A 25,056-nucleotide genomic window follows, 5' to 3' on the forward strand; every position below is an offset into this window, starting at 1 on the left:
CATGTAAATTGCTGCGCCGCAGAATCGGCGCGTATCTGATGAATAATATCCGCAGCGCAATTATGCAACAACTTGACGTTCTTTTTTGTAATTTTATGTCTGCCGCGTCGCAGCGTAAATTTCCTGAGCCCGACATGTTGCCATAGCGCCATCGATATTATGGCAACACAATGCAACCTGCGGGCGGTAAATGTAGGCGGATAGCGAGATCGTGGCAGCAATGCCGCCCACGGGGGAACACCTGTGCCGCGCTGGCGGCAGGTGGACGTCAGTCTACAAAATGATGCGAAATGGAGTTCGCATAATAAGTTAAAATGCCCTGCCCGACCGCCGTTACTTCGATTTGATCGCCCGTAACAACAACGCAACCGCGCGTGGCAAACCGGTCCAACGCCTCTGACACGATTTCTTCGGCGGGACGACGCGGCAATGGCATACGCCGCTGCTTCAGCGCCGTCAGCCTGTCTTCTACGGTGGCGACCAACACTGCTTTGCTGGTTACTCCCTCATGGGTCAGCGCATAGGCGACGATCGGCACCCCAAGCACAGGAATGACCTGCATGATCCGGCTCTTTAGTTCGGCGGCGACCGCGTTGGTCAGGTCACCCGACGTCGCATCGCGGAACTTGGACAGTTCCAGTGGCGCACCAAAGCTGACGGAAGCAGTGCCGAATGTATCAAACCGGCGCGTCACCCGTAGCCAGACATGACGCAACACGCGCACGACAATCGACCACAGCGACGGGCGAAACCGACGCGTGCCAGACCTGTCCGCGGCAATCAGAATCGTATCTTCGAGTACGCGGTCATAGTTCAGCGCCACAGGCACAAAGATTACTTCGCGCACCGATGGGTCAAAATCGTCGATGATGTAATTCAGCAGTCCAACGCGCGGTTCCGCCATTTTGCCGTCCAAACTTAGACCGCCTTCAGGGAACACTGCCTGACTCACACCGCCACGTGTCGCCATCTGAACGTAGCGGGCCAGTACCTTGCGATACAGCGCACCACGCGATTTGCGGCGAATAAAATATGCGCCCATCGCCCGAATGATCGGTGAAAGCGGCCAAACCCGCGCCCACTCGCCCACGGCATATGACAGCGCGCCCGCATTGGCCGCAAGATAGGTCACCAATACATAATCCATATTACTGCGATGGTTGATGACAAAAACCACGGCGGCGTCCGGATCAATGTCGGCTAGTCGCTTGCGGTCAAAAGTGCCCAGCCGGATCCGATAGAGCGACTTTGACAGCCACCGCGCCAATCTGATCCCGATACTGAAATAAGCCGTTGCCGAAAATGATGGTACAATTTCGCGGGCGTAACTCTTTGCTTTTTCAAACGCCACGTTTTCGGGAACATTTTCTTTGCGGGCATAATCCACAATCGCTTGCGTGACCTCGGGGTCATAAATCAGGCGCTGGATCATGTCATATCGGCGCGCCAGCTTGAACGGCTCTATCGGGCGCTGCAGACGCTGATTGACCTGCGCAATGACCCGTTCTGCGCGCTTGCGAAAGAACCAGCGCACTGACGGAAACAAGAAATGCGACGCAAAGGTCACTGCCGCGAACAAGATGATCAGGGCAAAGGCCCACAGTGGCATTGAAATGGTTTGCGTCATCGCGTGAACCTGACAGGGAATGCGCGCCGCGTAAATCCCGTCATGCCGCAACGCAGCGAATTGACAGCGCCACAAAATATCCGATAATGTCACAAATGCGTAATTTAGTTGCGCTGTTAAAATCGGAGTATCGACATGACGCAACCGCAGAAAGACCGCCCCTGGCTATTTCGGACCTACGCCGGGCACTCTACCGCCGCTGCGTCAAACGCGCTTTATCGCGGCAACCTTGCAAAGGGACAGACCGGGCTGTCGGTTGCTTTCGATCTACCGACCCAAACCGGGTATGACAGTGACCACGTCCTGGCCAAAGGCGAAGTCGGCAAAGTCGGGGTGCCGGTGAACCATCTGGGTGACATGCGTGCGCTGTTTGCCGATATTCCGCTTGATCAGATGAATACGTCCATGACGATCAACGCAACCGCACCATGGCTGTTGTCGCTGTATATTGCCGTCGCCGAAGAACAAGGCGCCGACATCAGCGCCCTGCAAGGCACCGTACAAAACGACATCATCAAAGAATACCTGTCGCGTGGCACCTATATTTGCCCGCCTGCGCCGTCATTACGCATGATCACCGATGTCGCCGCCTATACCCGCGAACATCTTCCGAAATGGAACCCGATGAACGTGTGCTCATACCACCTTCAAGAGGCCGGAGCGACACCAGAGGAAGAATTGGCATTTGCGCTGGCCACCGCGACCGCCGTGCTGGATGACCTGCAAGGCAAAGTCCCCGCCGACGATTTCCCTGCAATGGTGGGCCGCATTTCGTTTTTCGTAAATGCCGGTATTCGGTTTGTGACCGAACTTTGTAAAATGCGGGCCTTTGTTGAATTGTGGGACGAAATATGCGCAACCCGCTACGGGGTAGAAGACGCGAAATACCGCCGTTTCCGTTATGGCGTGCAGGTGAATTCGCTTGGATTGACGGAACAGCAGCCGGAAAACAACGTCTACCGCATTTTGCTTGAAACACTTGCTGTCACCTTGTCAAAAAACGCCCGCGCCCGCGCCGTGCAATTGCCCGCCTGGAACGAAGCATTGGGTCTACCGCGTCCGTGGGACCAGCAATGGTCGCTTCGGATGCAGCAAATTCTGGCATATGAAACGGATCTTTTGGAATTCGACGATCTTTTCGACGGCAATCCGGCAATTGACCGCAAAGTCGCTAGCCTGAAAGAAGGCGCCCGTGCCGAGTTGGCGCAAATCGATAAAATGGGCGGCGCGGTGCAGGCCATCGGCTATATGAAATCGCGCCTTGTCGAAAGTAACGCCGCCCGGATCGCGGGCATTGAATCAGGTGCAACGACAGTGGTCGGCGTTAACAAATGGCAGGCGGGCGAACCATCACCCCTGACGGCAGGCGATGACGCCATCATGGTCGCCGACCCAAAGGCCGAGGCCGACCAGTTAGGCCGCCTAAAGGCGTGGAAACAAGACCGCGACGGTGCCGCAGTCGCCAAGGCAATCGCCGCCCTGCGCCAAGCCGCCCAAGACGGCAGCAATATCATGCCTCCGTCAATCGCCTGTGCACGCGCAGGCGTCACAACTGGCGAATGGTCCGACGTCATTCGCGCCGTTTTCGGCCAGTATCGCGCCCCAACGGGCGTTAGTGATGCACAGTCAAATCGGACCGAAGGGCTTGATGACCTGCGTGAACAGGTGGACCGGGTCAGTGACAAACTCGGGCGCAGGCTTACCTTTCTTGTTGGAAAACCGGGGCTCGACGGTCACTCGAACGGCGCAGAACAAATCGCGGCCCGCGCACGCGACTGCGGCATGAAGATCGCATATGACGGAATCCGACTGACCCCCGATGAAATCGTGGAGTCTGCACGCGAAAATCAGGCCCATATCATCGGGCTGTCGATTCTGTCAGGTTCACACATCTCGCTCGTGCAAGCGGTCATGGAAAAACTGGCGACGGAAGGAATGACAATTCCCGTCGTGGCCGGCGGAATCATTCCGGAAGACGATGCGCGGGCGCTGCGCGAAATGGGAGTAGCACAGGTTTACACACCCAAAAACTTTGAATTGAATAAAATCATGAGCGACATTGTCACAATGTTTGACAGCTAAACCTGCGCTAATGTGTCTTCTAATAAAAATGTCTTTTTAGACAGGATCAGTCGGTTTTACATTTCCGTTTAACCGAGTCAAAGCTATTTCATTGCCATAGCTTGGGAGAATTTTATGAAAACTGATCTATCTGAAATGTCGCGAAACGAACTGCTATCTTTGAAATCTGATATCGACCTTGCGTTGAACGCGCTTGCTGAAAAAGAAAAGAAAGCCGCCCTAGCCGCCGCCGAAAAGGCAGTTGCAGCCTATGGTTTTTCGCTCGCTGAAATCACAGGCAGCACGAATGGCCGCAAAGGGAAGGCAGGGGTTAAAACCTCTGCTGCCCCTAAATACCGCAACCCCGATGATGCAAATCAAACCTGGACCGGCAAAGGGCGTCAGCCCGCATGGTTCAAAACCGCGATTGCGGCGGGCAAGTCACCCGACGCGATGGAAATCTAAAGATGCGGGGCGGTCATTCTTCTCTCCCTCTTTTTAAACTGGCGGCATAAGCTGCAGTCAAAAGCATCAGGAGACAAAGAATGACCATCCACATCGGCGCCGAAAAAGGCGATATCGCCCCGACCGTTTTGATGCCCGGCGATCCTTACCGGGCGAAATGGGCTGCGGAAACGTTCCTTGACGATGCGCGCTGCATCAATCAGGTGCGCGGCATGTTGGGGTTTACGGGCACGTGGCGCGGCCATCCGGTGACGATCCAAGGCTCTGGAATGGGCATGCCATCCTTGTCGATCTATGCAAATGAATTGATCAAAGATTTCGACGTCCAGACCCTGATCCGAATCGGATCCTGCGGCGGGATGCAAACCCACGTTGGTATCCGCGACGTCATTCTTGCGATGACCGCATCAACACTGTCCACACCATCACGCGGGATTTTCAAAGAACTGAACTTTGCACCTTGCGCTGATTACGGACTGCTCGCTGCGGCCCACGCAGCAGCATCCGCAAAACGGGTGCCGACCCATGTCGGTGGCATCTATTCGTCAGACGTGTTTTACGATGAACGGCCCGACCTGAATGAACAAATGATCCGGCACGGCATTCTTGGTGTCGAAATGGAGGCTGCCGAGCTTTACAATCTGGCCGCACGCCACGGTCGTCGTGCGCTGGCGATCCTGACCGTCAGCGACCACCTGATCACACACGAAGCCCTGCCCGCCGAGGATCGCGAACGGTCCTTTGGGGACATGGTTGAAATCGCTCTCGAAGCCGCTTTTGCGCCCGCGGCCGCGTAACATGAAAACCCGCAAATTGGGCAACGGCCCCACCGTGTCCGCCATCGGTCTAGGCTGCATGAGCTTTGCCGGGGCCTTTGGGGATACCGACACGGCAACGAGCCACCGCTGTCTTGATGCCGCGGTGGACCATGGTATCACATTCATTGACACCGCCAACGTCTATGGCGCGGGGCGTTCGGAAACCGTCATCAGGGGCTGGCAGCATCCACGCAAGCACGACATGGTGATCGGAACCAAGGGCGGCATCGTCCGTGACCCGCTATACCCGGTCAATAACCGCCCGGATTACCTGCGCGCAGAACTGCAAGGGTCGCTGCAGCGGCTGGGTCTGGATCACGTCGCGCTTTACTACATCCACCGCCGCGATCCTTCGGTCCCGATCGAAGATCTGGCCGGCGCGCTGGGGATGATGATCAAGGAAGGGCTGATCGGCGGTTACGGCCTGTCCGAGGTTTCACCCGCGACGGTGCGCAGGGCGCACGCCGAAAAGCCCTGCACCGCTGTCCAAAGCGAATATTCACTTTGGACCCGGCAGCCGGAATTGGGCTTGCTGCAAACGACGGCAGAACTGGGTGTTGGATTTGTCCCCTTCTCGCCTTTGGCGCGGGGTGTATTCAGCGACACCTACCCGAACACGGCCACAATGGGCGCGGGCGATTTTCGCAGGCAGATCCCCCGCTTTTCAACCGACAATTACCCACGCAATCAGGCGCTGATAGACCCGTTCAAGGCCTTTGCACGCGCACGCGGCTGGTCGGTCGCCAGCACCGCGCTTGCATGGGTTTTGGCGCAAGGCGATCACCTGATCCCGATCCCGGGGACAAGGACTGCGGTGCATCTCGATGAATGGGCACGGGCGGATGCGATCACACTTTCTGCTGAAGACCTGCAAGACATCGCCCGCATTCTTCCGGCGGGATTCGCGCACGGGGACCGGTATTCAGCCGATCAGATGCGAACGATCGAGCGATATTGCTAGGCTCCGTGGCTGCGGCCATACGGGTTCACCTTTGGCGTTACCCATCCGGCTAAATTGGCGGGCTTTAATACTTCCATCCGCAACGGATAGCATGGGGCGGCATCGCTTGAGTGCTGTGCGCCGCAGTCTCCTCCGGGGCAGGCGCTGAGGACTGCAAGCAGGTCAATTTCCGCGAACAACTCGATAAAATCGCCGGGGCGCACCGGGCTCGCTTTCATAAAGTATTGGCCGGTGTCACGGGTGAAACCGGTACACATAAACACATTCAACACATCATGGACCAACGGTTCAGCGGCGTCCAATGACAGCCCCGTATGGGCTGCCAAGGCGCGGGTCAGGTTAGAATGGCAACAATGATGATAATCCACCCCCGACAGCAGTCGCCCGGTGTAAGGATCACACCGGGTGCCAATCACGTCATGCACGGCCCCACCAAAATCATCGATCCCGTACCACTGCAGCGTGTCGTATGTCACGGTCGCCATCGGGCGCAAGCTGGGAAACGATGACCACAACCGATCCCCTCGACTGACGTGGCTGCCGTGCAATGCGCGCGTCTTTCCTGAATAGAACCGTTCTGTCAGGTCGTGCACATTGAACAGGTTTAAATCACCCACCTGTGGACCATCGATGGAATGAATACGCAGAAAATGTCCGGCAGGGACAATAATAGCGGCGGCATCACGGGGTGGTACAATCACATCGTCCACTGCAGTCACCGCCTCGCGCGCCGCCGTATAAAGTAACATATCAGGTGCAGGCAGGGTTTCAGTCGGATAACAAATCACGGGCGGGATCGCCCGGCGCACGTCAGCATCATCTGGAGAATTGGTCATTCATTTAGCACACACCGATATCACGCATCACACAAGAGAAAACCTGAGAGAGTGCGCGATTCAAATGTTCCTGAACTTCGCATCTACAACCGACAGCGGTTAACGGGCCAGTTTTCTAAGCAAACGCGCGAATGGATTTCTTTGCAGCCTTCTAATTTTTTCTTGCTCCGCAGTGACATTTTCTGCCGACCATAATTCTGGTGCCAGTGAATAGTGTGGTTTTAGCCATGTTATCAACTGCTCAACTGAATCATTTACGATATCGAATTCAAGAAACCGTGCATCTTTACGGCTCGAAAAGAAATCTGTTACTCGCTTGTGAAAAGCGGGCTTGTATGAACGCCATATTTGTTCTGTCTCAACTTCTGAAACGCCATAAGCACGTCCAATACGTTCGTGTAAAGCGCCACGAGCCTTTATGTTCCTGCCAAAGTGCCGTTTGCGCGACGCTACCCAACTGTCAGTGTCCCGCGTATTCAGCAGAAAATACGCGTCAGGGTATTCACCATACAGTTCTTCAAAAAAGTAGTTTGCCTCTAGATAAAGTTTGCCATCAGCGTAACTAAACTCTGAATACACATCAAAATCATCAATAGTCGCGAGTATTGGACGCCCGCTTAGTACGTTTGTGACGACGACGCCGGCTAAAAACCGACCATCGGCCAAATCCCAGTGGACAGAATTATAACCAGAATTCGCAAAGAACTTATGGATCGTCGTTGTCGCAGTTTTACTAAAGCCTATAACAAAAACCTTAGGGCGATCACCCCCAGTTACCTGGGAGCTTTGCTCACGCGAAGTAATTTTTTTAGACAACACGTTCCACCATCATGCCCTTGATATGGGCGATTGCTTTGGCGGGGTTCAGGCCTTTGGGGCATGTCTTGGCGCAGTTCATAATCGTGTGACAGCGGTACAGCTTGAACGGGTCTTCCAAATTGTCCAAACGCTCGCCCGTGGCTTCGTCACGGCTGTCAATGATCCAGCGATAAGCATGCAGCAAGGCGGCTGGCCCTAGGTAGCGATCGCCGTTCCACCAATACGACGGGCAAGACGTCGAGCAACAAGCGCACATCACACATTCATACAGGCCGTCCAGCTTTTTACGGTCGTCAATCGACTGCTTCCATTCTTTGGCGGGGCGGTTTGTCTTTGTCTCAAGCCAAGGCATGACAGACGCATGCTGCGCATAAAAATGGGTCAGATCGGGAATCAGATCTTTGACGACCGACATATGCGGCAACGGATAGATTTTCACATCGCCTTTGATTTCATCTATGCCATAAATACAGGCCAGCGTGTTGATCCCGTCGATATTCATCGCGCAAGACCCACAAATACCTTCACGGCACGACCGACGGAACGTCAGCGTTGGGTCAATCTCGTTCTTGATCTTGATCAGCGCGTCCAGAACCATCGGACCACAGGTGTCCATATCAATAAAGTAGGTATCCAACGCCGGATTTTTGCCATCATCGGGGTTCCAGCGGTAAACCTGCACCTTGCGCAAATTGGTTGCGCCCTCGGGTTTCGGCCATGTCTTCCCAACGGTCATCCGGGAATTTTTAGGGAGTGTCAGTTGCACCATTGTGATGTTCCTTCCGATAGGGGCGCAATGCCCCGAAATTTCTTAGAGCGCCCGCAGCCTTGCAGGCCGAATAGGCAATTGGCCGGTCAATTCGATGACGCAGCTTTCATAAACTTCCAACGGGTCGCGCCCGCTTAACAGGTCAGCCGACAGCCCGATGTTAATGCCGGTTGATACGCCTGTTTTATTATTCACGCCCACTGTGACGCCGCCTGTCGGTGCTTGGGCCGCTTGCGCACGCTCTTCGCAACGCTGCGCGGCCTCTTCTGGTGTGGGCGGTGTTGTTTCACAGCCAGCCATCAAAACGACGCAGGTAAACGCCGCCCACCGCATCATAGCAACACCCCAAAAACGTTACTGGCGGTGCAACGTAATGTGTCTGGCCGTTGCGCGATCTTCACAACCAAATCGTTTGTTGCGGGTGTCATGCCCACAACGGCCGCTTGCGCGATGGTGACAATTTCTGGACCGGACGCGTTATCGATGATGCAGTCCGTGACGGGTGCAGCATCCACACCCGGAAATTTGGTTTGTACAACGCTATTCACAACACCCTTTGCAGCAACGCGCGCCAGCGCATCACTTTGGGGGCCCAGATTGGTCATACAACCAGACAGCGCCAGCGTCGCGATGCCAGCAGCAAAAGCCAGACGCATTAGAACGTCCTTTCTTTTGGTGCGATTTTTGCCTCAGAAATGCCGCCTTGGGCTTCGGTGGTCAGCGGCGTGGTGATAACGGGACGATGGCTTAGCGTTACTTTATTGCCATCCACACGGCTGATTGTGTGCACGCGCCAATTGACGTCATCACGGGTGGCGTAATCTTCGTGGGCGTGGGCGCCGCGGCTTTCCTTGCGCGCTTCGGCGCCAACAATCGTGGCCAACGCGTTTGGCATCAGGTTGGTCAGCTCTAGCGTTTCCATCAGGTCAGAGTTCCAGACAAGACTGCGATCGGTGACCTTCAGGTCATCCATCTTACCCGCGATGGCGGTCATCTTCTCAACACCTTCTTGCAAGGTTTTATCGGTGCGGAACACAGCCGCATCGGCCTGCATGGCTTTTTGCATCTCAAGGCGCAGATCTGCCGTTGCGATGTTGCCCTTTGCATGACGCAACCCGTCAAAACGGTCAAAACAAGTATCAACCGATTTTTGGTTAAGCGTTGGATTTGGCGCCTTGCGGTCCACAACCTGACCCGCGCGGATCGCCGCAGCACGCCCAAACACCACAAGGTCAATCAACGAATTCGACCCAAGACGGTTGGCACCGTGCACAGACGCGCAGCCCGCTTCACCCACAGCCATCAGGCCGGGAACAACGGCGTTCGGATTTGCAGCAGTCGGATTAAGCACCTCGCCATAATAATTGGTAGGAATGCCGCCCATGTTATAGTGAACCGTCGGCAGAACCGGGATCGGTTCTTTGGTCACGTCCACGCCCGCGAAAATCTTGGCCGATTCAGAAATGCCCGGCAGGCGTTCGGCCAATGCTTCTTTGGGCAGGTGGTTCAGGTTCAGGTGGATGTGGTCGGCATTGGCGCCCACACCGCGGCCTTCGCGGATTTCCATCGTCATACAGCGGCTGACATAATCGCGTGGCGCGAGGTCTTTGTAGTTGGGCGCATAGCGTTCCATGAAACGTTCACCCGCCGCGTTGGTCAAATACCCACCTTCGCCGCGCGCGCCTTCGGTGATCAGACAGCCTGCGCCGTAAATGCCCGTGGGGTGAAACTGGACAAATTCCATATCCTGTAATGGCAACCCTTGACGGGCAACCATGCCACCACCGTCACCCGTACAGGTATGGGCAGACGTGGCGCTGAAATACGCACGGCCATAGCCGCCTGTGGCCAGAACAACCGTTTTAGCGTTGAACACATGCATGGTACCATCGTCCAGCTTCCATGCGATCACACCCTGACACACGCCATCGTCCGACATGATCAGATCCAGCGCGAAATATTCGATATAGAACTCGGCCTGCTGTTTCAGTGACTGCCCGTAAAGCGTGTGCAAAATCGCGTGGCCGGTGCGGTCGGCGGCGGCACAGGTGCGCTGCACGGGCGGCCCTTCGCCGAACTCAGTGGTATGGCCGCCAAACGGGCGCTGATAAATCTTGCCTTCTTCAGTCCGCGAAAAAGGCACGCCGTAATGTTCCAGCTCGTACACCGCTTTCGGTGCCTCGCGCGCCAGATATTCCATCGCGTCAGTGTCACCCAGCCAGTCAGAGCCTTTGACCGTGTCATACATATGCCACTGCCAGCTATCGGGCCCCATGTTGCCAAGGGACGCGGCGATACCGCCTTGAGCGGCAACGGTATGCGACCGTGTCGGGAAAACTTTGGTGATACACGCCGTCCGCAGGCCCTGTTCGGCCAGACCAAGTGTTGCGCGCAGCCCGGCACCACCTGCCCCCACGACAATCGCGTCATAGGTATGGGTTTCGTATTCGTATGCAGCCATGACTTGATGCTCCGGGGAATTAAAGGGCGATGCGCACGATTGCGAAGATCGCAAAGGCGGCAGCAGCGTAGGACAAACAGGTGGTGCCAATGATCAGCGCTTTGCGCGTCATTCCACCGGTGTAATCTTCAATCGTGGCGCGCACACCGTTTGCAAAATGGGTGAACCCCACCAGCAAGGTCAGGATCGCGATGATCGCCGGGAAGGGGCGCTGGTAATAGGCCAGCACGTCTTCGTAGGGTGACCCGAGGATCGCGCCGAATGAAAAGATAAACATGATCACCAGTGGCAGTAGCGCCACAGATGTAATCATCATATGCCAGTGATGTTCCGTGCCTGTTTTGGCAGAACCCAGGCCTTCGGCGCGCTTACGGTCAGTGATAAATCCCATGATCCGCCTCCCTTATAGAACGATTGCGACGAAGATCGTCAGCAAGACAGACACAACCAACGCAGCCTGTGCGTAAAGTTCGGATTGATCGACCTCAAGCATCCGGCCCGAATCCCAAATCAGGTGGCGGACACCGAATAACAGGTGGTACCACATCGCCCACGTAGACAAGAACAACACCAGATCACCGAACCAACTGGTCAGAAACCCGTTTGCGGTGGCAAAAGCGTCAGGTCCAGTTGCAGCGGCCACAAACCACCAAACGATCATCAACGCAGAGACCAGCAACGACAGGCCAGTGATACGTGTAAAAATCGACGTCATCGAGGTCCACTGTGGGCGGTAATACTGCCCAATCATGAACGGTGACAGCGGACGGTTGTCCTGTTTTTCGTCGGCCATGCATGTTTCCTTTTTTGGCTAGGCTGCCGTTTCGGTCGCGCCATTTATGTTCTTTTTGCACGACTCTTGGCCAAGAGTCACGCAAACTAAGATGTATAAGCTGTGAAAAAGCGCCGCATCAGTGCAAATAATCCGCTTTGTGATCACAGTAAATTTTTATGTGATCACAAAACAGGGCCCGACTGATTTACTCAGGCATCAATGCCCAATAATCCAGATCCAGCAGGACATCGGGATGATATTTGCCATCCTCGCCTCGCAGAACGCCTGCCGCGCCCTTGGTTGCCAAAAGGCGCAGCCGGATCGCACCAACACCCGGCGCGTCCACATCTGCTGTATCCAGCACCTCTGACCATGCCCGCACGGTATCCCCTGCAAAGCAAGGATTTGCATGCGCACCGCCGTTCAGCGCGACCACCATCTGCGCGTTCGCCAGCCCGTTAAACGACAGGGCGCGCGCAAGAGAAATCACATGCCCACCGTAGATCAACCGCTTGCCGTCTGGACGCTGGGTCGCGTCAAAATGCACCTTGGCTGTGTTCTGCCACAGGCGGGTGGCCAGCATATGCTCTGCCTCTTCGATCGTGACACCATCCACGTGGTCAATCACCTCGCCCACGGCATAATCCGACAGGCGATGCGGTTCGCCAGCAAGCGCAAAATCATAGTTGCTGAAATCCAGACCCTTTGGAATCTCAAGGTTCTGTGGCGCCACCGCATCCGCCAAAACCGGCAGAACAGGTTCCGGCGCCGGGTCATCGCCCCGTTTGCGGACCATGACCCAACGCACATAGGTCATCAGCACCTCATCGCGCTGATTGCGCCCGGTGGTCCGCACCCAAACCACACCGCTTTTCCCGTTTGAATTCTGCTTGACGCCAATCACCTCTGATGTGGCGGTAATCGTGTCACCGGGCCACAGTGGCGTGATCCAGCGCCCCTCGGCATAGCCAAGGTTGGCCACCGCGTTCAGTGATATATCCGGAACAGTCTTGCCAAACACAGTGTGAAACGTGACCAAGTCGTCCAGCGGGCTGAACGGCAGGCCACAGGTTTGCGCAAATCGGTCGGACGAATGCAACGCATGCCGGGCGGGATAAAGGGCGTGATACAGCGCCCGCTCTCCCATGTTGATCGTGCGCGGGACGGCATGTGTGATCACATCGCCGACTGCGTAATCTTCAAAAAACCGGCCTGCGTTGGTTTTGGTCATTGTTGCCCCAGCTTCATCTCAGGTGTGTAAGGTGTTTCGATATCCTTGGTCACGGCTTGGCCGCAGCGCATGACGCCATTGGCCTGATCAAACGCATACGTGGGGCTACCGTATAATTCCCAGCCCTTTGACAGGGCATCCGATACCTTGTGGCAAAACGCTGATGTGTCATCTTCTGTTAATAAGCGATAAATTTTCATGTCTTATCCAAACGGGTTATAGCCCAGCGCAATGTGGATGCCGGCGACAACGCCAAACACCACAAAGGTCGCCACCACGGCTGTGATTTCTTTTTTGATCGGAGTGTCGTGGGCGGGCGTCCAGTCGGGCGCAGCGCGGTTGATCAACTGTATCTCGGACGAGGCCCAAACCAGCATGCCGCCAAACAACACAAACGACGCCGTGTCGCCGTTGACCAGCAAATGCGCCACGGACCAGATCATTACAGCTGTCAATTGCGGGTGGCGGATATATTGCGTTATGCGCGCCTTGGACCCGCTGGCGGCGAACAGGTAGAACGCCAGCAACATCATTAGGTTATTGATGCCAGTCAGCGCGGGCGACCGGCCCCAATAGAACGTCGTATCGGCCATGCGATACCCGATGACCATCAGCACGATCCCGGCAATCGACGCGACTGTGACAACCAATTTGCCCTTATCGCCCATCGCGGCGCGGTGCGCAGGGGCAAGACGTTTCCAGAAATGGCTGCCTGACCACAGAATCAGGCCAAGAAGAATAAGTGTCATATGCGCTCCAATGCGGCGATAGCTTCAGCTTTGGCCAAAGTCGCGCGTGCGGTGACGATATGCAAGTTCTCAACGATGCGGCCATCGACAACGGCGACCCCCTGCCCTTCGGCCTCTGCGGCGGTAAAGGCGTCGATTTGGCGACGCGCAAGGTCAATGTCCTCGGCGGTTGGGCCAAAGGTCGCATTCGCAATTTCAATCTGCGCAGGGTGTATCAGGGTTTTGCCATCGAACCCCATATCGCGACCCTCGGTGCACTCTGTGCGCAATCCGTCTTCGTCCTTGAACGCATTATAAACGCCGTCCAGCGCGACAATCCCAGCCGCCTTGGCCGCAAGCAAGCAAAGCTGGAGCGACGTGATCATCGCCGCACGTCCGCGCGCATTCAGGTCTTTGGCAAGGTCATTGGTCCCCAACACAAACCCCGCCACCCGCGGGTGCGCCGCAATGCTGGCGGCATTCAATATGCCCTGCGGGGTTTCCATCATCGCCCAAATCGGCAAATCGGGCACTAGCGCCGCCAAGGCATCCACGTCAGCCACACTGTTTACTTTGGGTAAAAGCACCGCATCACAGACCATGGCAGCAATCGCCGCAGCATCATCTGCCCCCCAGTCCGTGTCCAACCCGTTCATCCGCACGATTTTTAGCCGCGGACCATAGCCACCTTCGGTCAGGGCCGCAGACAATGTGGCGCGTGCCGCGACCTTTGCATCGGGCGCAACTGCATCCTCCAGGTCAAACAGAATGACATCCACGGCCAATGTGCGTGCCTTGTCCAAAGCGCGATCTTTGGACCCGGGGATGTACAAAGCAGAACGGTAAGGGCGGGTGTGCATGTGATGTCCTCGCAATAAAGTTGCGAAATACTGCCCAGATATTGAACGATACTTCAAGGTCAAATTTGCCGCACTGCGGCATTCGAGGCGCCGTTACGGTGTGTTAACCAATTTTTCGTACTCACGCTGGCAAAGTCATCATCAGATTTAACCTGATGAAATAAGGTATCGCTGATGAACAATAACCTATTTCTTATGTCATTCGGGATCGGCGCCATGATGCTGGCCGCCAATCACGTCAACGCGCAAACCTGCGCAGATCATGCGACAGTGGTTGAACGACTGGCCACGCAATTTGGCGAACGCCGTCACTCTATCGCTTTGGCCCACGACAATACCGTCGTCGAAATATTCGTGGCAATGGATTCAGGAAGCTGGACAATCACGGCGACAGCACCGGGCGCGCCGACATGTCTGGTTGCAGCAGGTCAAGCCTTTGAATACATATCACAAAATATCACCGCGTCAGGGCAACCAGTGTAACTTTTTCAAAAATATTTTCTTTTTCATGCAACCGAAGTGCGTCCATCTCGTTCTCTCATCACAAGGCACGGCGACGATGTTGCCCACGCCATCACACAGTGAAAAGGATACGAAGATGAAACACTTTATGACAACAACCGCCCTGACACTTCTTGTTGGCACATCTGCTTTTGCGCAGACGACATTGTCGACAGACGCCGATGTCACCGCAGACACTGAAATGTCCGCACAAGCTGATGTAAATGCTGAAACAGACCTGTTGGATGATGCTGGCAACGCGCTTGCTGAAGCGGGCGACAACATCGAAGCAGGTGCAGAAGCGACAGGCGACGCGATCGCTGAAGCTGGTTCCGACATGAAAGACGGCGCACATGACATGTTCGCTGATATGAACGACGCGATCACAAGCCCACGCATCGAAAACGGTGAACTGGTTGCCGCCGACCTGACATTGATGACAACTGCCGAAATCGAAGGCGCGGTCGTTTATGACATGAACGATGAAGAAATTGGTGAAATCAGCACCATCTTGATGTCTGAAACAGGTGAAGCCGAAGCCGCGATCATCGACGTAGGTGGTTTCCTGGGTCTGGGCGAAAAGCCAGTCGCAGTACCATTTTCTGACTTGGCCCTGTTCCAAGCGAACGCTGATGCCGACGTCGTAGTATACGTAGACTACACAGAAGAAGCGCTGAAAGCGATGCCAGAGTACGAAGAATCTTAATCGCGACCCCGACTAAACTTAACCCCCGGCCGCTTGCGGCTGGGGGTTATGCTATTGCGACCCAGATAAGGCGGACGCCCGTGGCGACCAGCAAAATATAAGTCAGGCCAAAGAAAAGTCGCTCGGGCACCAGATCATGCGCCCGCACCCCGATCCACGCCCCGATCAGCGCAAAGGGGGCCAAGACCAAACTGCCCAGCAGCGTATTCCATGTGAAAATTCCCAAGAACACATAGGGTACCACCTTCATCCAGTTCACCGCCCAAAACGTGATGACGGTCGTCGCCTGATACATTGTCTTGTTCAGGCCTTGCGATAGCAGAAACACCGCGGTTGGCGGACCACCCGCATGGCTGACGAAACTGGTAAATCCGCCCACCAACCCCGCCAGCAACGCGAACTTGCGTGAAAACGGCGCCTGCCCGATGGTCAACCAGCCCAGCGCACGGCTGGCCTGAAATGCGACGAAGGCCAGACAAATCGCCCCAATCAGCAGTCTGAAAAAATCAGCATCTACAGCCGTGTAAACCCATGCGGCAAAGGCCACGCCGGGCACAGCGCCTTGCATCATGCCTTTTGCGGATGGCCAGTGCCATTTACCCCAATAGGGTTTCAACGTGGCGACATCGATCAACATGAACAGCGGCAAGATAATCGCCAAGGCGGCCCCCGGCGGCACCACTAACGCCAGAATCGCCCCCGCGACAAAGGCGGCTCCTGACCCGAATCCGCCTTTGGAAATACCGCCGAATACAATCGCAGGGATACCTACTGCAAAAAACTGCCAATCAAATTCGATCATGGGTGGCTCCTGAAATGCCGTGGATTCACCTTTCGTTAGCGCCTTACAGGGTACGGAGCCACCAGTTATTCAGACATGCCGCGATGCAGCGCTCTTGCGTGCGCGCTCTCAAACGCTTACCCAATGTCGCAAATCCAACCCACCAAAGGATCCTTTTCCATGGCTAGACCCAAGATTGCCCTTATCGGCGCCGGACAAATCGGCGGCACGCTTGCACACCTCGCAGCGGTCAAAGAACTCGGCGACGTTGTGCTGTTCGACATCGCCGAAGGCTTTCCACAAGGTAAGGCGCTTGATATCGCTGAATCCGGCCCTGCTGCGAAATTTGATGGCAGCTTTAAAGGCACCAACGATTACGCGGATATCGCAGGCGCAGACGTTTGCATCGTAACGGCGGGCGTTCCTCGCAAGCCGGGCATGTCACGCGATGACCTCTTGGGTATCAATCTTAAGGTCATGAAATCCGTGGGTGAAGGCATTGCCGCCCATGCGCCAAACGCGTTTGTCATCTGTATCACCAACCCGCTTGATGCGATGGTCTGGGCGCTGCGCGAATTTTCCGGCCTGCCCCACCATATGGTTTGCGGCATGGCGGGCGTTTTGGACTCAGCGCGCTTCCGTCACTTCCTTGCTGACGAATTCAAAGTATCCATGCGCGACGTCACCGCGTTTGTTCTGGGCGGCCACGGCGACACCATGGTGCCACTGACACGCTATTCCACCGTTGCAGGTATTCCTTTGCCTGATCTGGTCGACATGGGGTGGACAACCCAAGATAAGCTGGACGCGATCGTGCAACGCACCCGCGACGGCGGTGCCGAAATTGTTGGTCTGCTGAAAACAGGTTCCGCATTCTACGCACCGGCGACATCAGCCATTGAAATGGCCGAAGCTTTTCTGAAAGACCAAAAGCGTCTGCTCCCATGTGCAGCCCACGTTGACGGCGCGTACGGCCTTGATGGGTTCTATGTTGGCGTGCCAACGATCATCGGCGCCGGCGGCATCGAGCGCGTCGTCGAGATCAAGATGAACAAAGACGAACAAGCCATGTTCGACAAATCTGTCGACGCGGTCAAAGGCCTGGTCGAAGCCTGCAAAGGCATCGATGGCTCGCTTGCGTAACTGATACATAAAGAATGACTTACAAAGGGTGCCGTTCGCGGCACCCTTTTTTATGTCACCGCAGCGGCAAACCCGTTCTGCAAAAACCGCCCCAATTGGTTTAATCGGGCGGGCATGAGTCGATTGGGGCAAGCACGCTCATTCTTGTGATAATCATATGGGCGATGAAAGGCCTGTTGCAGTTTCCTTCCCGAGTCTCAAAGATCCATCGTCAATCGCCGATAATGCGCATATCGCCCGGATAGACTGCGAATGCGTCACCACCACGCAAATGCAGGACACATATGATGCGGCAATCGAAAAGACGCACGCGCGCGTCGATGCGGGTGCCCGGGTTGAACGTGCGGTGGCACGAATCTTTTTCGCCCCCTGCAATTGCGCGAGCCACGCCATACCACTTTTGTGATCACAGCCAGAAATAGTGTGATCACAAATGTTCGATTGTCACCGTTTTTCCAATTTTTCAGTTACAAAGTGTTCATTCCTTGTGCTTTAGATGGGTTAACCGAAGCCAAATTGGACATGTCCCTATGAACATCCACGAATATCAGGCCAAAGCACTGTTGCGCAGCTATGGCGCCCCTGTCTCAGACGGTCGCCCTGTTACCCGCGCCGAAGACGCAAAAACCGCCGCTGGCGAACTTGACGGACCGCTCTGGGTCGTCAAGGCACAGATCCACGCCGGTGGCCGCGGCAAAGGTAAATTCAAAGAATCCGACGCAGGCGAAGCCGGCGGCGTCCGCCTTGCCCGCTCTGTCGAAGAGGCCGCAGCCGAAGCCAAGAAAATGTTGGGCCGCACATTGGTCACACACCAGACTGGCCCCGTCGGCAAGGTCGTAAACCGCGTCTACATCGAAGACGGTTCTGGCATCGAAACCGAAATGTACCTCGCCCTGCTGGTCGACCGCGCATCCAGCCGGATCGGCTTTGTGGTCTCCACCGAAGGTGGGATGGACATCGAAGAAGTCGCTGAAAACACCCCCGAAAAAATTCTTAACTTCACTGTTGATCCAGCAACCGGCTATCAGGCATTCCATGGCCGCCGCGTCGCATTCGCATTGGGTCTGACCGGCGGTCAGATCAAGCAGTGCGTGACTTTGATGGGGCAACTTTACAAAGCCTTCACCGAAAAAGACATGGAAATGCTGGAAATCAACCCGCTGATCGTCACCGACAAGGGCGACCTTAAGGTGCTTGATGCCAAGGTATCGTTTGACGGCAATGCCATCTATCGCCACGCCGATATCGCCGCCTTGCGCGATGAAACCGAAGAAGACCCAAAAGAATTGGCCGCGTCCAAATTCGACCTGAACTACATCGCGCTTGACGGTGAAATCGGCTGTATGGTCAACGGCGCTGGCCTTGCTATGGCGACGATGGACATCATCAAACTCTATGGCGCAGAGCCTGCCAACTTTCTTGACGTGGGCGGCGGCGCGACCAAGGAAAAAGTCACCGAAGCATTCAAGATCATCACCTCTGACCCACAAGTCAAAGGCATCCTTGTGAATATCTTCGGCGGCATCATGCGTTGCGACGTCATCGCCGAAGGCGTGATTGCTGCGGTGAAAGAGGTCGGTCTGCAAGTGCCACTGGTGGTCCGCCTCGAAGGGACCAACGTCGAGCTTGGCAAAGACATCATCAAAAACTCCGGCCTCAACGTGATCGCCGCTGACGACCTGAAAGACGGCGCACAAAAGATCGTGAAAGCTGTCAAAGGATAAACGTAGGGCGGGGGACTACCCCGCCGTGCCACTTCATCGGTGGGGTGAACCCCACCCTACACAACGATTTCCAAGGAGGCCCACATGGCCATTCTCGTAAACGAAAATACACGCGTCATCTGTCAGGGCATCACCGGCTCACAAGGGACATTCCACTCTGAACAGGCCATTGCCTATGGCACCAAAATGGTGGGCGGCGTGACCCCCGGCAAGGGCGGCACCATGCACCTTGACCTGCCCGTCTTCAACTCGGTCCACGAAGCCAAGCACGTGACCGAAGCCAACGCATCGGTCATCTACGTGCCGCCGCCGTTTGCCGCGGATTCCATCCTCGAGGCGATCGACGCCGAAATGGAACTGATCATCTGTATCACCGAAGGCATTCCTGTGCTGGATATGATGCGCGTGAAAAAGGCGCTGCTGGGCACGAAATCCCTCCTGATCGGGCCAAACTGCCCCGGCGTGATCACCCCTGACGCCTGCAAAATCGGCATCATGCCCGGCCACATCCATCGTCGTGGGTCGGTTGGCGTTGTGTCCCGCTCTGGCACCCTGACCTATGAGGCGGTGAAACAGACATCTGATCTTGGCTTGGGACAGTCCACAGCCGTCGGTATTGGTGGCGACCCGATCAAAGGTACTGAACACATCGATGTGTTGGAAATGTTCCTGAATGATGACGAAACACATTCGATCATCATGATCGGCGAAATCGGCGGTTCCGCCGAAGAAGAGGCCGCAGAATACCTTGCTGCGCAAAAGAAAAAAGGCCGCTGGAAACCAACGGCTGGCTTTATCGCAGGCCGCACAGCACCTCCGGGCCGCCGCATGGGTCACGCGGGCGCGATTGTTGCCGGTGGTAAAGGCGATGCAGAAAGCAAGATCGAAGCCATGAAATCCGCCGGCATCATCGTCGCAGATAGCCCCGCCACACTTGGCGAAGCTGTGCTCAAGGCAATCGGTTAAATGACATCAGGCGCTGCGCATATCACAAGGGCTGCGCCTGATCCAGGGTGGGTGCAATGCGCCCTCCCGTGGGGAGCGTCGGGCGCAGCCCAATCTCACAACCGGGCAAAAGGTATCCGCTAATGGACGTCATGCGATCCATCAAAACCTGCCTAGACAAATCTCTTACTTTCTCGGGTCGCGCCTCGCGATCGGAGTTTTGGTGGTTCGTGCTCTTCCTGTCACTGGTGAACTTCATCGGCACATTGTTGTCTTCAGGGTTCAGTGGGGCTGGACGCATCGAATTCGGCATTCAATTTGGCCTTGGGTCCGGCGAAACCTGGTGGACGAATATCTTCACAGGTCTCTTCACAATCCCATACCTGAGCGCGATGACGCGCCGGTTAAATGACACAGGCTTTCCCGTGGGCAAGTTTGTTGCTGTCGGCATAGCGGGTTTTACCCTGCTGTCCTACATCTCCAAGTTAACGCACGATCAGGTGCCAATTGTGGTGATCGTTCTACCAATTCTCACGTATTCACTCTTCTTTATTTACCTACTTGCCCGCAAATCCCACGCAGGCGCAAACATCCACGGCCCTAACCCAACTGAGGTTCAATCATGAACGATCAATCTCCCAACGACATTCTTCACGCCTCATCGTTCTTGCAGGGGCATAACGCGGAATATGTCGAACAGCTTTATGCGCGTTACGCCGACAACCCCAATGCGGTTGACGAAAGCTGGCGCGACTTTTTCAAGGCGCTGGGTGATGCCCCTGCCGACGCCAAGGCAGAGGCCGCAGGCCCGTCTTGGGGCCGTATGGATTGGCCACCGCTGCCTAACGACGACCTGACAGCGGCGCTTGACGGGCAGTGGCCGGTCGAACCTGCAGCGGCTGGCAAAAAAATCGAAGCAAAAGCCGCCGAAAAAGGCGTGACGCTTGATCAAAATCAGGTCCGGACTGCTGTTCTGGACAGCTTGCGCGCGCTGATGATCATTCGCGCCTACCGCATCCGCGGGCATTTGATCGCTGACCTTGACCCGCTTGGCATGCGTGAAAACGACCCACATCCTGAACTGGACCCTGCATCCTACGGCTTTACCGCCGCAGACATGGACCGCCCGATCTTTATCGATAACGTGCTTGGCCTCGAAGTGGCGACCATGGCCGAAATCATGGCGATCGTGCGCCGCACGTATTGCGGTACGTTTGCGCTGCAATACATGCATATTTCCAACCCCGAAGAGGCAGGTTGGCTGAAAGAACGCATCGAAGGCTACGGCAAGGAAATCACCTTTACCCAAACGGGCCGCAAGGCGATCCTGAACAGCCTCGTGCAGGCCGAGGGATTCGAGAAATTTCTGCATGTGAAATACATGGGGACCAAACGGTTCGGTCTTGATGGCGGCGAAAGCCTGATCCCCGCGATGGAGCAGATCATCAAGCGTGGCGGCCAGCTGGGGCTTGAGGATATCGTTATCGGGATGCCACACCGGGGCCGTTTGTCGGTGCTGGCGAACGTGATGCAAAAACCCTACCGCGCAATTTTCAACGAATTCCAAGGCGGGTCGTTCAAGCCCGAGGATGTCGATGGATCAGGCGATGTGAAATATCACCTTGGCGCGTCCAGCGACCGCCAGTTTGACGATAACAACGTGCACCTGTCGCTGACGGCAAACCCGTCCCACCTAGAGGCGGTGAACCCTGTTGTGCTGGGCAAGGTCCGCGCAAAGCAGGACCAGAAGAACGACAAGGACCGCACAAAGGTTATGGCGATCCTGCTGCACGGCGATGCGGCCTTTGCGGGTCAGGGCGTTGTTGCCGAAGGCTTCGGCCTGTCCGGCCTGCGCGGTCACCGCACTGGCGGCACAATGCATATCGTGGTGAATAACCAGATCGGTTTCACCACCGCACCGCACTTTAGCCGTTCAAGCCCCTACCCCACCGACATCGCCCTGATGGTCGAAGCACCCATCTTTCACGTCAACGGCGATGACCCAGAGGCCGTGGTGCACGCCGCCCGCGTCGCCACAGAATTCCGCCAGAAATTCCACAAAGACGTGGTGCTGGACATCATCTGCTACCGCAGGTTTGGTCACAACGAAGGCGACGAGCCGATGTTCACCAACCCGATGATGTACAACAAGATCAAAAAGCAAAAGACCACGCTGACGCTTTATACAGAACGGCTGGTCAAAGACGGCTTGATCCCCGAAGGCGAAATCGAGGACATGAAAGCCGCCTTTCAGGCGCATCTGAACACCGAATTCGAGAACGGCAAAACATACAAACCGAACAAAGCCGACTGGCTGGACGGCAAGTGGTCGCATCTTGACCGGCAAAAAGAAGATTATCAGCGCGGCGCGACAGCGATTGACGAAAAGACCTTTCTTGAAATCGGTCGCGGCCTGACAACCGTCCCCGAAGGTTTTCCGCTGCACAAAACGGTCGGTCGCATTCTGGAAGCCAAGGCGCAGATGTTTGAAACCGGCACTGGCATTGACTGGGCCACCGGCGAGGCATTGGCCTTTGGGTCGCTGGTCACCGAAGGCTATAACGTGCGTCTGTCCGGTCAGGACAGTACGCGCGGCACGTTCAGCCAACGCCATTCAGGTCTGATCAACCAAGAAAACGAAGACCGCTATTACCCGCTGAACAATATCCGTGAAGGTCAGGCCAATTACGAAGTGATCGACAGCATGTTGTCCGAATATGCGGTACTGGGCTTTGAATATGGCTACTCTCTCGCGGAGCCGAATGCGCTGACCCTATGGGAAGCCCAGTTTGGCGATTTCGCAAATGGTGCCCAGATCATGTTCGACCAGTTCATATCGTCCGGGGAAAGCAAATGGTTGCGGATGTCCGGCCTCGTGTGCCTGCTGCCGCATGGCTACGAAGGGCAAGGGCCAGAACACTCTTCTGCCCGTCTGGAACGGTTCCTGACCATGTGCGGTGGCGACAACTGGATCGTGGCGAACTGCACCACGCCAGCGAACTACTTTCACATCCTGCGCCGCCAATTGCACCGCAGCTACCGTAAACCGCTGATCCTGATGACGCCAAAGTCACTGCTGCGGCATAAACTGGCGGTCTCCACCGCCGCTGATTTCACCACCGGATCGTCGTTCCACCGCGTGTTGTGGGACGATGCACAGCAGGGCAATTCCGACACCACATTGGTCGCAGACGATAAAATCAAACGCGTGGTGATGTGTTCGGGCAAAGTCTATTATGACCTGCTAGAAGAACGCGATGCGCGCGGGATCAACGATGTCTACATCATGCGGTTCGAACAGTTCTATCCGTTCCCGGCGCAATCCGCCGTCAACGAACTTGAACGGTTCAAGAACGCCGATATGGTCTGGTGTCAGGAAGAGCCCAAAAACCAAGGTGGCTGGGCCTTTATGGAGCCTAACATCGAATGGGTTCTGACCCGGATCAAAGCCAAAAACACACGGCCCATCTATGCGGGGCGCGCGGCTGCGGCCTCGCCTGCGACCGGATTGGCCAGCAAACACAAAGCAGAACAAGCAGCCCTCGTGAATGATGCGCTGACAGTCGAAGGAACAAAGTAATGAGCACCGAAGTCCGCGTCCCCACACTTGGCGAATCCGTGACCGAAGCCACAGTGGCCACATGGTTCAAAAAGCCCGGCGATACCGTCGCCGTTGACGAAATGCTGTGCGAGCTGGAAACAGACAAAGTCACCGTCGAAGTGCCAAGCCCCATCGCTGGCACCCTGTCGGAAATCGTGGCTGCCGAAGGCGAAACCGTTGGCGTTGACGCGCTACTGGCCCAAATCACCGAAGGCGCCGCCGCGCCCGCACCAAAGGCCGAAGCACCTGCTGCGCCCGCAACGCCTGCAACCCCAGCGCCAGTCGCAGCGGGCACACGCACCGACATCGAAAACGCGCCATCAGCGAACAAACTGATGGCCGAAAACAACCTGTCCAACGTCACTGGTACCGGCAAAGACGGTCGTGTGATGAAAGAAGACGTGTTGAACGCCCTCGCATCGCCTGCGCCTGCAGCCCCTGCAGCGCCACGTGCGCCCGTTGCCGCGGATCAGGCCGCCCGCGAAGAGCGCGTGAAAATGACCCGCCTGCGCCAGACCATCGCCAAGCGCCTGAAAGAAAGCCAAAACACCGCGGCGATGCTGACCACCTACAACGAGGTCGACATGACCGAGGTGATGAGCCTGCGCAACGAATACAAAGACCTGTTTTTAAAGAAACACGGCGTCAAGCTGGGCTTTATGTCTTTCTTCACCAAGGCTTGCATCCATGCCCTGAACGAAGTCCCCGAAGTGAACGCCGAAATTGACGGCACCGACGTTGTATATAAAAACTACGTCAACATGGGCATCGCGGCCGGCACACCCACTGGCCTTGTTGTCCCCGTGATCAATGACGCCGACCAGATGTCATTCGCCGGTATCGAAAAGGCGATTGCCGAAATGGGTGCCAAAGCCCGCGACGGCAAACTGTCGATGGCCGAAATGCAGGGTGGCACCTTCACCATCTCGAACGGTGGCGTCTACGGGTCGCTGATGTCCTCGCCCATCCTCAACCCCCCACAGTCCGGCATCCTGGGCATGCACAAAATCCAAGACCGCCCCATGGCGATCAATGGCCAAGTCGTCATCCGCCCGATGATGTACCTTGCGCTGTCTTACGACCACCGGATCGTCGACGGCAAAGGGGCTGTGACGTTCCTTGTGCGGGTCAAAGAAGCGCTTGAGGATCCACGTCGGTTGTTGATGGATTTATAAGCAACATATGGGCAGCGCGCGGACCCTTCCATTGTAGAGGTCCGCGCGCTGCTCGGCGACGCAGGGTGG

The 25,056-nt window shown here is 56.0% G+C and carries 26 protein-coding genes; 12 read left to right on the forward strand and 14 right to left on the reverse strand.

Annotation, left to right across the window (positions count from 1 at the left end):
* Positions 1-268 precede the first annotated feature (268 nt).
* Complete coding sequence (locus ACXJGX_RS15210) at positions 269-1,627, reverse strand: 1-acyl-sn-glycerol-3-phosphate acyltransferase (RefSeq protein ID WP_474783187.1); 1,359 nt, start codon at positions 1,625-1,627, stop codon at positions 269-271.
* Positions 1,628-1,762: 135 nt separating this feature from the next.
* Between ACXJGX_RS15210 and ACXJGX_RS15215 the strand changes: the two genes are divergently transcribed.
* From ACXJGX_RS15215 to ACXJGX_RS15230, 4 genes are all read left to right on the forward strand, one after another.
* Positions 1,763-3,709: a methylmalonyl-CoA mutase family protein gene (locus ACXJGX_RS15215; RefSeq protein ID WP_474783189.1), complete on the forward strand. Its 1,947-nt coding sequence runs from the start codon at positions 1,763-1,765 to the stop codon at positions 3,707-3,709.
* 114 nt (positions 3,710-3,823) lie between these two features.
* Positions 3,824-4,153 carry an H-NS histone family protein gene (locus tag ACXJGX_RS15220; protein WP_474783191.1) on the forward strand — a complete coding sequence of 110 codons (330 nt, stop codon included), beginning with the start codon at positions 3,824-3,826 and terminating at the stop codon, positions 4,151-4,153.
* 80 nt (positions 4,154-4,233) lie between these two features.
* Positions 4,234-4,950 (forward strand): purine-nucleoside phosphorylase, encoded by a 717-nt coding sequence (deoD, locus tag ACXJGX_RS15225; protein ID WP_474783193.1) that lies wholly within the window; start codon positions 4,234-4,236, stop codon positions 4,948-4,950.
* 1 nt (position 4,951) lies between these two features.
* Positions 4,952-5,932: an aldo/keto reductase gene (locus tag ACXJGX_RS15230; RefSeq protein ID WP_474783195.1), complete on the forward strand. Its 981-nt coding sequence runs from the start codon at positions 4,952-4,954 to the stop codon at positions 5,930-5,932.
* Here the strand turns inward: ACXJGX_RS15230 and ACXJGX_RS15235 are convergent.
* The 12 genes from ACXJGX_RS15235 to ACXJGX_RS15290 all read right to left on the reverse strand — a co-directional run bounded on the left by ACXJGX_RS15235 (position 5,929) and on the right by ACXJGX_RS15290 (position 14,411).
* Entirely contained in the window at positions 5,929-6,768 is an 840-nt protein-coding gene (locus ACXJGX_RS15235) for an urea carboxylase-associated family protein (protein WP_474783197.1), read from the reverse strand. The two genes, ACXJGX_RS15230 and ACXJGX_RS15235, sit on opposite strands and share 4 nt — an antisense overlap.
* A gap of 99 nt (positions 6,769-6,867) precedes the next feature.
* Positions 6,868-7,584 (reverse strand): sulfotransferase, encoded by a 717-nt coding sequence (locus ACXJGX_RS15240; RefSeq protein WP_474783199.1) that lies wholly within the window; start codon positions 7,582-7,584, stop codon positions 6,868-6,870.
* A complete protein-coding gene (locus tag ACXJGX_RS15245) occupies positions 7,577-8,356 on the reverse strand; it encodes a succinate dehydrogenase iron-sulfur subunit (RefSeq protein ID WP_474783201.1) in 780 nt (259 codons plus the stop codon). The genes ACXJGX_RS15240 and ACXJGX_RS15245 overlap by 8 nt, the downstream gene beginning before the upstream one ends.
* Before the next feature lie 42 nt (positions 8,357-8,398).
* Entirely contained in the window at positions 8,399-8,692 is a 294-nt protein-coding gene (locus ACXJGX_RS15250) for a hypothetical protein (protein WP_474783203.1), read from the reverse strand.
* Complete coding sequence (locus ACXJGX_RS15255; protein WP_474783205.1) at positions 8,689-9,012, reverse strand: succinate dehydrogenase; 324 nt, start codon at positions 9,010-9,012, stop codon at positions 8,689-8,691. Before ACXJGX_RS15255 ends, ACXJGX_RS15250 begins: the two co-directional genes overlap by 4 nt.
* Positions 9,012-10,817, reverse strand: coding sequence for a succinate dehydrogenase flavoprotein subunit (gene sdhA / locus ACXJGX_RS15260; protein ID WP_474783207.1), 1,806 nt, complete (start codon positions 10,815-10,817; stop codon positions 9,012-9,014). Before sdhA ends, ACXJGX_RS15255 begins: the two co-directional genes overlap by 1 nt.
* A 19-nt stretch (positions 10,818-10,836) precedes the next feature.
* The gene (gene sdhD / locus ACXJGX_RS15265) at positions 10,837-11,208 is read right to left on the reverse strand and encodes a succinate dehydrogenase, hydrophobic membrane anchor protein (protein ID WP_474783209.1); all 372 of its coding nucleotides are present in this window, start codon (positions 11,206-11,208) and stop codon (positions 10,837-10,839) included.
* A 12-nt stretch (positions 11,209-11,220) separates the two neighbouring features.
* A complete protein-coding gene (gene sdhC, locus ACXJGX_RS15270) occupies positions 11,221-11,610 on the reverse strand; it encodes a succinate dehydrogenase, cytochrome b556 subunit (protein WP_474783211.1) in 390 nt (129 codons plus the stop codon).
* A gap of 187 nt (positions 11,611-11,797) precedes the next feature.
* Entirely contained in the window at positions 11,798-12,823 is a 1,026-nt protein-coding gene (locus ACXJGX_RS15275) for a MaoC family dehydratase (protein WP_474783213.1), read from the reverse strand.
* Positions 12,820-13,023, reverse strand: coding sequence for a DUF1737 domain-containing protein (locus tag ACXJGX_RS15280; protein ID WP_474783215.1), 204 nt, complete (start codon positions 13,021-13,023; stop codon positions 12,820-12,822). Before ACXJGX_RS15280 ends, ACXJGX_RS15275 begins: the two co-directional genes overlap by 4 nt.
* 3 nt (positions 13,024-13,026) lie before the next feature.
* Complete coding sequence (locus ACXJGX_RS15285) at positions 13,027-13,572, reverse strand: NnrU family protein (RefSeq protein ID WP_474783217.1); 546 nt, start codon at positions 13,570-13,572, stop codon at positions 13,027-13,029.
* The gene (locus ACXJGX_RS15290) at positions 13,569-14,411 is read right to left on the reverse strand and encodes an HpcH/HpaI aldolase/citrate lyase family protein (protein WP_474783219.1); all 843 of its coding nucleotides are present in this window, start codon (positions 14,409-14,411) and stop codon (positions 13,569-13,571) included. The genes ACXJGX_RS15285 and ACXJGX_RS15290 overlap by 4 nt, the downstream gene beginning before the upstream one ends.
* 174 nt (positions 14,412-14,585) lie before the next feature.
* On the opposite strand from ACXJGX_RS15290, the gene ACXJGX_RS15295 reads away from it, so the two are divergent.
* Together ACXJGX_RS15295 and ACXJGX_RS15300 are read left to right on the forward strand one after the other, a co-directional pair.
* On the forward strand, positions 14,586-14,894 hold the full coding sequence (locus ACXJGX_RS15295) for a hypothetical protein (protein ID WP_474783220.1): 309 nt from the start codon (positions 14,586-14,588) through the stop codon (positions 14,892-14,894).
* A gap of 115 nt (positions 14,895-15,009) precedes the next feature.
* A complete protein-coding gene (locus ACXJGX_RS15300; protein ID WP_474783222.1) occupies positions 15,010-15,618 on the forward strand; it encodes a PRC-barrel domain-containing protein in 609 nt (202 codons plus the stop codon).
* Positions 15,619-15,664: 46 nt separating this feature from the next.
* On the opposite strand, the gene ACXJGX_RS15305 is transcribed toward ACXJGX_RS15300, so the two are convergent.
* Entirely contained in the window at positions 15,665-16,420 is a 756-nt protein-coding gene (locus ACXJGX_RS15305) for a sulfite exporter TauE/SafE family protein (RefSeq protein ID WP_474783224.1), read from the reverse strand.
* Between the two features lie 159 nt (positions 16,421-16,579).
* On the opposite strand from ACXJGX_RS15305, the gene mdh reads away from it, so the two are divergent.
* The 6 genes from mdh (at position 16,580) to odhB (ending at position 24,987) form a co-directional block, all read left to right on the forward strand.
* Positions 16,580-17,542, forward strand: a complete 963-nt coding sequence (gene mdh / locus ACXJGX_RS15310) for a malate dehydrogenase (RefSeq protein WP_474783226.1) — start codon at positions 16,580-16,582, stop codon at positions 17,540-17,542.
* Positions 17,543-18,072: 530 nt separating this feature from the next.
* Positions 18,073-19,266 (forward strand): ADP-forming succinate--CoA ligase subunit beta, encoded by a 1,194-nt coding sequence (gene sucC, locus ACXJGX_RS15315; protein WP_474783228.1) that lies wholly within the window; start codon positions 18,073-18,075, stop codon positions 19,264-19,266.
* An 84-nt stretch (positions 19,267-19,350) separates the two neighbouring features.
* On the forward strand, positions 19,351-20,232 hold the full coding sequence (gene sucD / locus ACXJGX_RS15320) for a succinate--CoA ligase subunit alpha (RefSeq protein ID WP_474783230.1): 882 nt from the start codon (positions 19,351-19,353) through the stop codon (positions 20,230-20,232).
* Between the two features lie 122 nt (positions 20,233-20,354).
* Positions 20,355-20,837: a DUF805 domain-containing protein gene (locus ACXJGX_RS15325; RefSeq protein WP_474783232.1), complete on the forward strand. Its 483-nt coding sequence runs from the start codon at positions 20,355-20,357 to the stop codon at positions 20,835-20,837.
* A complete protein-coding gene (locus tag ACXJGX_RS15330; protein ID WP_474783234.1) occupies positions 20,834-23,791 on the forward strand; it encodes a 2-oxoglutarate dehydrogenase E1 component in 2,958 nt (985 codons plus the stop codon). The genes ACXJGX_RS15325 and ACXJGX_RS15330 overlap by 4 nt, the downstream gene beginning before the upstream one ends.
* On the forward strand, positions 23,791-24,987 hold the full coding sequence (odhB, locus tag ACXJGX_RS15335) for a 2-oxoglutarate dehydrogenase complex dihydrolipoyllysine-residue succinyltransferase (RefSeq protein ID WP_474783236.1): 1,197 nt from the start codon (positions 23,791-23,793) through the stop codon (positions 24,985-24,987). The genes ACXJGX_RS15330 and odhB overlap by 1 nt, the downstream gene beginning before the upstream one ends.
* Positions 24,988-25,056 lie beyond the last annotated feature (69 nt).

This window comes from Yoonia sp. SWMV100, assembly GCF_056108365.1.